The sequence below is a fragment of the Streptomyces sp. NPDC021080 genome (genome assembly GCF_044333225.1).
In the GTDB taxonomy this organism is placed as follows: Bacteria; Actinomycetota; Actinomycetes; order Streptomycetales; family Streptomycetaceae; genus Streptomyces.
In genome coordinates, this window is the sequence record NZ_JBIRQM010000004.1 from 603,808 (window position 1) to 613,761 (window position 9,954).

10 protein-coding genes are annotated in these 9,954 nt (G+C 63.9%); 7 read left to right on the plus strand and 3 right to left on the minus strand.

Going from position 1 to position 9,954, the window contains the following annotated elements; genetic code table 11:
• Positions 1–40 precede the first annotated feature (40 nt).
• From ACH4S8_RS13315 to ACH4S8_RS13325, 3 genes are all read left to right on the plus strand, one after another.
• Positions 41–1,021, plus strand: coding sequence for a NaeI family type II restriction endonuclease (locus tag ACH4S8_RS13315; protein ID WP_398393122.1), 981 nt, complete (start codon positions 41–43; stop codon positions 1,019–1,021).
• Positions 1,022–1,023: 2 nt separating this feature from the next.
• Positions 1,024–1,782 carry an NgoMIV family type II restriction endonuclease gene (locus tag ACH4S8_RS13320; RefSeq protein ID WP_398393124.1) on the plus strand — a complete coding sequence of 253 codons (759 nt, stop codon included), beginning with the start codon at positions 1,024–1,026 and terminating at the stop codon, positions 1,780–1,782.
• Between the two features lie 103 nt (positions 1,783–1,885).
• On the plus strand, positions 1,886–2,311 hold the full coding sequence (locus ACH4S8_RS13325; protein WP_398393126.1) for a very short patch repair endonuclease: 426 nt from the start codon (positions 1,886–1,888) through the stop codon (positions 2,309–2,311).
• Here the strand turns inward: ACH4S8_RS13325 and ACH4S8_RS13330 are convergent.
• On the minus strand, positions 2,289–2,978 hold the full coding sequence (locus tag ACH4S8_RS13330; protein WP_398393128.1) for a hypothetical protein: 690 nt from the start codon (positions 2,976–2,978) through the stop codon (positions 2,289–2,291). The genes ACH4S8_RS13325 and ACH4S8_RS13330 overlap by 23 nt on opposite strands.
• A gap of 231 nt (positions 2,979–3,209) precedes the next feature.
• On the opposite strand from ACH4S8_RS13330, the gene ACH4S8_RS13335 reads away from it, so the two are divergent.
• The 3 genes from ACH4S8_RS13335 (at position 3,210) to ACH4S8_RS13345 (ending at position 7,175) form a co-directional block, all read left to right on the plus strand.
• The gene (locus ACH4S8_RS13335) at positions 3,210–3,875 is read left to right on the plus strand and encodes a hypothetical protein (protein ID WP_398393130.1); all 666 of its coding nucleotides are present in this window, start codon (positions 3,210–3,212) and stop codon (positions 3,873–3,875) included.
• Between the two features lie 64 nt (positions 3,876–3,939).
• Positions 3,940–5,355, plus strand: a complete 1,416-nt coding sequence (locus ACH4S8_RS13340; RefSeq protein WP_398393132.1) for a ParB N-terminal domain-containing protein — start codon at positions 3,940–3,942, stop codon at positions 5,353–5,355.
• The gene (locus ACH4S8_RS13345) at positions 5,352–7,175 is read left to right on the plus strand and encodes a DEAD/DEAH box helicase (RefSeq protein ID WP_398393134.1); all 1,824 of its coding nucleotides are present in this window, start codon (positions 5,352–5,354) and stop codon (positions 7,173–7,175) included. Before ACH4S8_RS13340 ends, ACH4S8_RS13345 begins: the two co-directional genes overlap by 4 nt.
• A gap of 54 nt (positions 7,176–7,229) precedes the next feature.
• On the opposite strand, the gene ACH4S8_RS13350 is transcribed toward ACH4S8_RS13345, so the two are convergent.
• Positions 7,230–8,360 (minus strand): DNA cytosine methyltransferase, encoded by a 1,131-nt coding sequence (locus ACH4S8_RS13350; protein WP_398393136.1) that lies wholly within the window; start codon positions 8,358–8,360, stop codon positions 7,230–7,232.
• A gap of 175 nt (positions 8,361–8,535) precedes the next feature.
• Between ACH4S8_RS13350 and ACH4S8_RS13355 the strand changes: the two genes are divergently transcribed.
• Positions 8,536–9,255: an HNH endonuclease gene (locus ACH4S8_RS13355; protein ID WP_398393138.1), complete on the plus strand. Its 720-nt coding sequence runs from the start codon at positions 8,536–8,538 to the stop codon at positions 9,253–9,255.
• An 11-nt stretch (positions 9,256–9,266) separates the two neighbouring features.
• Here the strand turns inward: ACH4S8_RS13355 and ACH4S8_RS13360 are convergent, their stop codons facing one another.
• Entirely contained in the window at positions 9,267–9,872 is a 606-nt protein-coding gene (locus tag ACH4S8_RS13360; protein ID WP_398393188.1) for an ATP-binding protein, read from the minus strand.
• Positions 9,873–9,954 lie beyond the last annotated feature (82 nt).

The following is a 9,954-nucleotide window of genomic DNA, read 5'->3' on the forward strand; positions in this document are numbered from 1 at the left end:
GGGCTCTGCACGCAGCGGATCGCTCACCAACGGGGAGAACATGCTTCCTTTCGAAGAGGCCGACATCAAGGCCGCCGTTTCGGTCGCTCTACCGAACTTGGCGGCCGGGGTGGATCCTGAACTGGACCGGGTCTACGACCGCATCATGGCGCAGGACCCTACGGGCCGACGGTTTGCCAGGGTCCTCCGCGACACCATCGACCAGCTGCTCAACGGCGAGGTCACCGGGCGCTACGACTGGAAGACGCTCTTCAAGACCGAGAAGACCCATGCGGGAACTCTCGTGGAGATCAATCTCCAGCGTGAGTTCAGGTTCGCCGATGGCGACGCCATGGACTACCAGATCGCCGGCGTCGACGTGGACTGCAAGTACTCCCAGCAGTTCGGCAGCTGGATGATTCCTCCCGAGGCGATGGACCACCTCTGCCTGCTGGCTTGGGCGGATGACTACAAGTCCCTCTGGAGCATCGGGCTTGTCCGGATACGTCACGAGTGGCTGAACACGGGGAACAACCGTGATCTCAAGCTCACAATCAAGGCTGAACACCGGGACAAGATCCGGTGGTTGTGGCGCGATGAAGCCCTTCCAGAGAACGTACTCCTCCATATGAACACCGCGGACCGGGCCGCCGTGTTCGCGTCGGACTCAGGCCAACGCCGCTTGAACGAACTCTTCCGGCGCGCCCAGAAGCGACGCATCGGCCGCAACGTGGTGCGCACCGTGGCCCAGCAGAAGGACTACATGAAGCGAGTCCGCGGCAATGGCGGCAGCCGGTCGGCACTGAGGCCGGAGGGCATCCTCATCATGGGCGACTACGCCAGCCACCGCGAGATCGCCGCCCAGCTGGGGCTCCCCCTCCCGGAGGAAGGCGAGTTCGTCAGCGCCCGAGTGGTCAGCGCACGGGCCCATCACCAGGACGACCCCGTGGCCGTCCTGGACGGAAAGCAATGGGTCCTCGCCCAGTCGGACGACCCCGTTGAGTCCGCACCGCCCTTGCCTTCACACACCAGACAGGACTGACGATGCACGCACCCTTCGCCACCCGCCTCCTCGGCTGGAAGAAGCTGGAGAAGACCGGGAAACTCGTCCCGAACACCGCTGACTCCGACAGCAATACATCAAAGCTGCTCGCAGGACACATGCTTGAGGCGTTGGGGGTGGAGTCCGGTGCGGTGCTTCCCGATACCCCCGAGAGTCTTGGCCCCGCACTGGAGCACGCCGTTTGCGATCACCTGAAAACGGCACTGCCCCTCCTAGCCCCGAAGCGCTCATGGCACGTGGATCACAAGAAGACAGTGGCCGACTTCGCACAGTACGAGCATTTGAATAGAGTCGCCGAAGCGGTACGCAAGAACGCCACCCTCCGTGTCGACCTAGGCCGCGATTACATCATCAAACCTGATGTGACCGTAGGCGTTAAGAGCCCTGCGGCCGATTCCACAGCCCGCCTCCATCTGCATGCTGCAGTATCCTGCAAGTGGACAATTAGGTCAGATCGCGTGCAAAATGTGCGCCACGAGTTCCTCCAAATGATCAGGCACCGGCGTGGACGGCTGCCGCACCTGATGGTGGTGACCGCGGAGCCGATGCCCAGCCGGATCGCCTCGATCGCGCGGGGGACCGGAGAAGCCGATGCCATCTATCACGTAGCACTCGACGCCCTGAAGGCCGCGGTTGCCGCTGTCGGCAGCAGCCAGCAAAGGGACGACCTCGACGAGATCATCGAACAAGGCCGCCTCCTCCCTTACGGAACACTGCCACCAACCCTGTCCACCTGGTAAATCACCACAGATGACAACTCCCAACTCAGAACCAGATCCGTCAGAGACCACCTGGGTACCGCCTGAAGGGTCCTGGGCTTCGTCTGCCGCACGCCGCCGCAACATGCAGGCGATCCGAAGCCGGGACACCACTCCGGAGCGGCTTATCCGCCGGCTGGTGCACGCTCAGGGTCTGCGTTACCGAGTCGCGGCTCGCCCGCTGTCCGACCTTCGCCGCACCGCCGATATGGTCTTCCGGCCCACGAAAGTAGCTGTCTTTATCGACGGGTGCTACTGGCACGGATGCCCTGAGCATTACGTTTCCCCAAAGACCAATCCCGGCTACTGGTCCGACAAAGTGGCCCGGAACATGGCCCGTGACCGCGATACAAACGAGCGCCTGCGGGCAGCCGGCTGGCTCGTCCTGCGTTTCTGGGAACACGAGCCAGCGGAAGAATGCAGTGAAGCGATCCGCCAAGCGGTGATATCCAGGCGTCCAGTCTCCTCTACCAGCAAGGCGAACGCTCCTACAGGGCCAGACACATCCTGAGTACTCGCTGGGCCATGACGTTGTCTTCGATCCGCATGAACTCATAGGCAATCTCGGCGAGCTGGCGCTCGTCACGCCCGGTCTGCACATACCGGAGAATCACGTCGGCCTCAGAACCCAGCCCGCATGCCCTGCACGCGGCCACCGCATGAGCCACCTCCGCCGGCTCGCCTGTCACACCAACGTGCCGCAGGATGCCGGCAACATCCTCGGCCCTTCTGTTCTGCTTCATGTCCAACAGGGCCAGCGCGGTGGGCCATTGCTCTTGCACGTGTTGCCGGTCCTCCTGCGCCAGGGGGACCGGCAACACAGTGCGCTGGCAGCTCGCGCACAAAGCCGCCGGCGGTTCGCATGCCTTCACCCAGAGGTCCTCGAGCTCTTCCCAGGTGACCGGCATGGAGGCGCCGCTCGTCCGCGCGGCCGTCTCCACCAGTTCGTAGAGCGCGCGGATCACCTCGCGCTTTGGCTTGTGGATGCGCGCGTTGAGCAGGTCGGAGAGTGCGCTCGCCGACGTATCGCAGCCACAGTCGCGTCTTTCCAGCTCGGCATGCGTCTGCCTCAGCGACAGGCCAACCACCCTCATCAAGCTGCGCAAGGCCCTGGCGAGGGCCTTTCTCTCCTCCGGTATTCCGGCATCCAACTCCCTGAAGCGACCCGATCGCGGCACGCCAGCTCCTTCTGTCCCACCCCACCGCAGCTTTTGACGACAGTGTGCCTCCGCCCATCCCCAACTAACTCCCCAGCTGTGTCCGGATACTCATCTGGACACCCAGCCACTTCTCTTTCGGACGGGCTTGAGGTTCCGTTGTGCTCAGCGGGCCACTGTCAGGCTCCAATTGCCCTGACACGCAGTCGGGCTGGCCCGCTCAGGCTCTGCGAGGTGGAGATGAGCACGGCCTTGCCTTCATGGCAGGACAGCAAACTGGGCACGATGAAGCGCGCCGCTCTCTGGCTCGTCCAGGTGGTCGGCGAGGGGAACGTCTTCACCAAGACGGAGCTCCGTGACGCCTTCCCGGACGTGGCGCAGATCGACCGTCGCATGCGGGACCTCCGCGACTTCGGGTGGAAGATCGACACCAAGCGCGAGGACATCGACCTCGACGCCAACGAACAGCGTTACGTCCAGCGCGGTGAAGCCGTATGGGAGCCGGGCCGCGGCACTCGTCCGAAGAGCGCGATCACGGTGAACCAGCGCCGGGAGCTGCTGGCCACCTACAACCACAAGTGCAGTTCGTGCGGTGCCACCCCCGGAGACAAGTACGCCGACTCGGAGGTCACAGCCCAGCTCGACGTGGCCAAGCGTGAGGTCCGGCTGCCGAATGGCACGAAGGCCCAGCAGTACGTCGTCGAATGCAACCGCTGCCGAGTCGGCGGTATCGGTTCCACGTACGACGTGCCGGCGCTGCTCTCGGAGGCCGCCTCGCTTCCGGCGTTCGAACTCGACATCCTGAAGTCCTGGATCAAGCAGGACGCCCGGACCTTCAGTTCCGCCGAGGACGTCTGGGCGAAGTACCGGGCACTGCCGGCCGAGGCACGCGAAGCCTTCCGCGAAGGCCTGAGTTAAGCGCCCTCGCACCAACGCTTGATTCGGCCGTTTCCACAGCTCGCTCCAGCTACGAGAGGTACACATGCCGACAGACTTCGGCGTCCCCCCAATCGCGGATGAGAACCGCGTCAAGATCGAAGAGCGGCTCAAGGATTTGCGTGCAGGCGGCGCAGTTCCTGAAACGCTCCGCGTGGAGTTCCGGGGCGGCCCCATCCACGTCGAAGTTATCGACATGCCCGTGGACCAGCTCTACTACAACCCCGCCACCCACAGGATCAGTGCACAGCGCGCTTATGACCCGGTGCGGGAAGAGGCACTGACGAAGGACCACTGGTCGGACGTCGGCCAGAGTTATCTGCACCATCTGCTGACTTCCATGCCGGCTGATCCCCGCCAGCGCGATCCGGACTTCGACAAGCTGAAGGAGAGCCTGCGCGACCATCGGCAGAACGAGCCGGGTCTCATCTCCCGTGAAGGTGTTCTCGTCAACGGCAACACCCGCCGGGCCGCTCTCAAGGAGCTGGGTGTCCAGTACATCCGCGTAGGCGTTCTTCCGGCCAGCTGCACCTGGGACGATATCCGGTCCGTTGAACTGTCGCTGCAGCTCCGGCCGGACCGGCGACGCGAATACTCTTACGTCAATCAGCTGATGGCTATTGAGGAACAGATCGCCCAAGAGCTGCCCCTCGCTGCCATCGCCAAGCTGTTCCACACTTCAACGCCGGCGCTGGAACGGGACACATGGGTTCTGGGGCAGCTGCGTGACCTGGTCAAGCGCAGCGAGCACGGCCAGGTCAAACTGCGCCTCATGGACTTCGAGGACGCCAAGGAGAGCTTCGCCGAACTCTACCGGACCTATGTGAAGGAGAAAGCCAGGAACAAGGAGGCGGCCGACACTCTTCTCGAATACCGGCTGGCGGCGATTGTCCTCGATTTCGCCAAGACCGACATTCGTAAAATCCGCACCGACTTCCGGGAAAAATACCTGGAACGTTACTTGCCTAAAGGGTTCACCACAGTGCCCCCAGAGGCCCCCAAGGTGGTCTCTATCCCCGGCCTCAATCGCTCCGTGCCGGCACCGAGTTCCGAAACAGCCGGAGCCCGTGCGCTCACCGACCTGCTCCTCAGGGCTAAAGCCACACAGAAGTCTGTCTCCGCCGCGACCGCCGAAGAACTCACCGCCGCCAACAGCTCCGTGACTTCGCTCCGAGACGTTTTCGAAGATTCAATTGAAGACGTCCACAAGGTGGACCGCGACCGAAAGAAGCGACTTGCGGCCCCTGACCGTGTCAGTGCGGCAGTTAAGGAACTTCAGCAGTGCGTCACAGACCTGGCGCTGGCGAGGGGCAACAACAGCCTGGACGAAGGCGCCTTCGATGACGCTCTGCTCACACTCAGGCAGGCTCTGTCGAGGGTGTCAGTCGAAGCGTCAAAGAGCATCCAGCTTCCAGGGGAAGGCCTGTCATGGCTGCGTGAAGCTGTGGCAGACGAGCGATGACGCACTCCAACCTCCCCTCTCTCCGGATCACCTTCGACATCACCAGGACGCGGGCGGTACTCCGTGCCCGGCCAGGGCTGGAAGGGGACTTCGGGATGCTGGCCACCCGGCTGACTCCAGGTAGCCAGCGCGGCCCGCTGACCTCCGATGCCGACCTGGACAGCTTTCTGTTCTCCATCGGCGAGCTGGCCAACTGGCCCCACACTGACGTCGAGTGGGAGCCTGCGCTGGCCAGCCTGGTTACCGGCGTCCTTGATGACTCCGAGACCGTGCAGTCCAGGCTCAGCTCCTCGCCCACCGGTTCCGAGCAGGTGCGGCTCGCACCGGATGATGTGCCCGCCCTGCTGGACGCGGGCTGGCAGGCAGACCTCACTTCGTTTCAGCTGCGGGACATCGGGGAGCTGCTGTCCTTGGGCCACGGCGCGAACTTCAGCGTCCCCGGCGCTGGTAAGACGCGCACGGCACTGGCGGTATTCAGCGCCCTGCGGGAGCGAGGAGAAGTCCGGCGCCTTCTCGTCGTATGCCCCAAGCCCGCCTACGAAGCCTGGCAATTCGAAGGTGAGGTCTGCTTCAAGGAACCTCTGCTGACCTCGGTCATGGACACGGGGTTCCCTGATCCTGAAGCCGACGTGGTCCTGGTCAATTACGAACGTCTGGCTGGTTCCGTCGGCCACCTGTCAGAATGGCTGCGTACGGTCCCGGCGATGTTCGTGCTTGATGAAGCGCACCGCATGAAACTCGGGGCCCGCGGCACCTACGGCTCCGCCTGCCTTTCACTCGGCCCGCTGGCCCAGCGGCGCCTCATCCTCACCGGGACACCAGCTCCAAACGGCGCCCGGGATCTGGAGAGCCTGCTCTCGTTCGTCTGGCCAGGACGCGGCAAGCAACTCGTCGTCGAAGCAGTCAGCGGCGGGGATCTCGCTTACGCCAGCCAGGCCCTGCGCCCGCTGTTCACTCGGACGACGAAGAAGGAGCTGGGTCTCCCTCCCTTTGAACCCATCGTCCGCTATGTCGATCTCCCCCCACTGCACCGCGAGTTGTACAACGCGCTCAAGGGAGATCCGTCCGCACGTCGAGGTGACCTGGCCTCACTCGGGAAGGCAGCCATGCGCACGCTCATGGCCGCAATCAGCCCGGCCCTGTTGGCCCCGAGCGACACCCCCTATGAAGCACTCGCCTTTCAGCTGCCGGCGCTTGACGTCTCAGATGACGACTCGCTTCACGCACTGCTTCAGCGGCTCCCTCAGCATGAGTTGTCGCCCAAATACGAGGAAACCGTTCGCATTGTCGCGAAGAACGCGCGGGCCGGCCGCAAGACACTGGTCTGGACTGGGTTCATCCGAAGCCAGAAAACCCTGGAGGAGCTACTGGCGCCGCATTCCCCGGCTTCCGTCCACGGCGCCACCCAGGACCGGGAAGCTGAGCTCAGCCGCTTCCGTGAGGACCCATCGTGCATGGTCCTGATCTCCAACCCCGCGACCCTGGGCGAGGGGATCAGCCTTCATCAGGTCTGTCATGACGCCGTGTACGTGGACCGCGACTTCATGGCCGGCCGCTTCCTCCAGAGCCTTGACCGTATTCACCGGCTGGGGCTGCCCCCAGGTACCGAGACGCGCGTAACCGTGCTGGCGGCCCGGGGCACGATCGATGAAATCGTGGCCGTGCGCCTCGAAAAGAAGCTGAACTTCCTGGGCAGCGTGCTCGATGACCCGGCGGTGCGCCAGCTAGGCGACCTACAGGAGGAGGAGACCACGGGCTTGGGCATGGATGCCGATGACATCCATGCCCTGCTCGCGCACTTGAACAGCCGACCGTCCTGACGGACGGCTGAGCTGCGACACCGCTTATGCACGCCGCGGCTCAGCCGCCCTCAGTTACTGGCTGACGGTGCGATTGCGGTCCGCCTTGAGCACTTCCATGATCGATTCACCGATGGCCTGTGCGACGGGAGGCGGGAACGCGTTTCCGACCTGTCGGTACTGGGCCGTCTTGCCTCCCGTGAATTCCCAGTACATCGGGAACCCCTGAATGATCGCGGCCTGGCGAACCGTGAGCATGGGCCCCCCGGGACGGAACAGATCGCGGTTCTCAGTGCCGCTCGGCTGACCGCCCACTGGCGCGTTGGCTACACCCAGGCCCGAAACGCCTAGCTTTTTCCATGCATCCTTCGCACGGCTGGGACCGAGGTCAGCGCCTCCGTGCTTCTTGGAACCGCCTACGAGCGTGGGAGCCACGCCCTTCTTAGCCTTGTCCGCCCAATCGTCGAAAACCTTCTGGGCCTCGACTGCCTTGGCCCCCTTCAAAAACGGTGCAATGCGGTCTTGCATCGTGTCTTTAAGCGCGTCATAGACCGATACCGTCTCGGCATTGGGCGAAGGAGATTCGTACTTCAGATCCCTCAGCACATCCTTACGGAAGGCGACGAGGATCGAGCGCGGCCGAAGCTGCGGAACACCGAACTGTTCCGCTTCGTAGACCTTCCATGCCACGACCTCGTAGCCAGGAAGCCCGTCCTCGTCGGTTTCCATGCCCTCAAGGCTGGCCCGGATCCGAGTCCTGTAGTCGTCGAACTTGGGGTCCATGAGTCCGCGGACGTTCTCGATCATCACTGCGCGAGGGCGAATGAGTTCGGCCAGCTCCAGGATGCGCGGGAAAAGATCACGCTCGTCGTCCTCACCGAGCTGCTTGCCAGCGTGAGAGAAAGGCGGGCACGGCACACCCCCAGCAAGCAGGTCGACCTCACCACGCTTGTAGAGACCGGCACTCTTCACCAAGTCGCGCGCGGGGTCGAACTCCACCACGTCCTGGCAGAGCACATCGCAGTTGGCGCGCTCCCAGTCCCACTTCGGATGCACCTCGATGTTTTCACGCAGGGTCGCCGCCGCGTACTTGTCGATCTCGATGAGGGCAAGGTGCCTGAAACCGGCCATGTGCAGCCCGATCGCCTGCCCGCCAGCGCCGGCGCAGATCTCGATCGATGTATAGCCCTGGTCAGTCTCGGTCATGACCCCTCCTCTTGCACGAATACCAGTGACGCCTCATACGGCAGCCATCACAGAGGGTGACACGACCCACTGACATTGCGACTCGACACGGCAGCACCCACCAGTGTGCGGCATCCTCTGACCCACCTCGGTCACCAGCAGCGTGGGCAATTTCGAATACTCGTACGATACCGCTGTGGCGAGAATCGACTGGACGCGGGACGAGCTGGTGCTGGCCTGTGCGCTCGTTGCGGAAAACGAATGGCGTGAGCTTCGGACGACCGACCAGCAAGTGCGGGACCTGTCCCAGCTCCTCAGGCAGCTGCCACTGCACGATGGCGCGGCGGCGGATCCGAAGTTCCGCTCCCCGGGCAGCGTCAGCCTGAAGACGGGCAACATCGTGACAGCCAGGGCCGAATACGACGGAGCCCTCATGAAGGGCGGCCGGCTGACCAGTGAAGTGGTGGCCGACTTCACAGACCGTCCTGGCGAGATGCTTGCCACCGCCAAAGCCCTGCATGCGGGTATGGCATCTGCCGAGATCATGGACATACCCGTCCAGGAAGGCGAAACGGACTCGGCACGCGAGGGGCGGCTCCTCACGCGCTGGGCCCTCCACCGCGAGCGGAGCAGGCCTCTGCGCGACCGGAAGATCCGGGCAGTCCTGGAGGAGGGCAGCACTCTGCACTGTGAAGTGTGCTCGTTCGACTTCACCACCGCCTACGGCGAGCTGGGAGCCGGGTACATCGAGGTCCACCACAGGCTGCCTCTCCACATATCGGGTGTGACGGAGACCCGGATCACAGATCTTGCCCTGCTGTGCGAGAACTGCCATCGCATGTGCCACAGGAGCTTCCTCGGAGAATCCTGGCGCACCCCCGCCGACCTTCGAAGGCAGATGCGGAAGTCTGATTGAACGCCGTCCCACTAGGCGGCGTCCGCTTCGGCTTCGTAATGCATCTGCGCACGGTCGAGGATGTCGTCCGGGTCAAGGCCGCGAGCGGCGGTCCAGTGGAGTAGATCCGCGATCAGCTCCACCGCTGACTCCTCAAGACCGATATGGCGCCCACTCCCCCGAAGCCGAGCCTCGCGGCTGGAGCCCCGGTAACCCTCCAGCGCCTCGACGGCGCGCTCCAGGCCTCGGCACGCCTGACCGGGATTGATCGAGATCTCGCACCAGACCGCCTTGCCTGTCGCGGTCAACACCGTGCCCCAATCCACCGCTAACGCCACGAGCAGATGCAAGCCCCGACCGCACTCCGAGTAACAGTCCGCCGTATTCGGTGACGGCAGGACCCGACTCTTGTCGTGCACTTCGAGACGCAACCGCTCACCGCGCAGCTCAATGATCAGAGTCGCCGAGGCGCCTTCGCCGACATGTTTGACCACGTTGGTCGCCAGCTCGGTAACGAGCAGTTCCGCCTCGTCGGCGGCCGCAGGCATGCCCCATCGGTCCAGCTGCGCCACGGCGGCTCTCCGAAGGAGGCTCACTTCCGCGGGAACAGCCTCAAAGGGCAGTAGGGTCTGGTGCAGGTTCGGGTGACAGGTTCGGTCACGCGGCCTGGAGGGCCGGTGCGATCATGACGGTCTCGAATTCGACGGGGGTCAGTCGGCC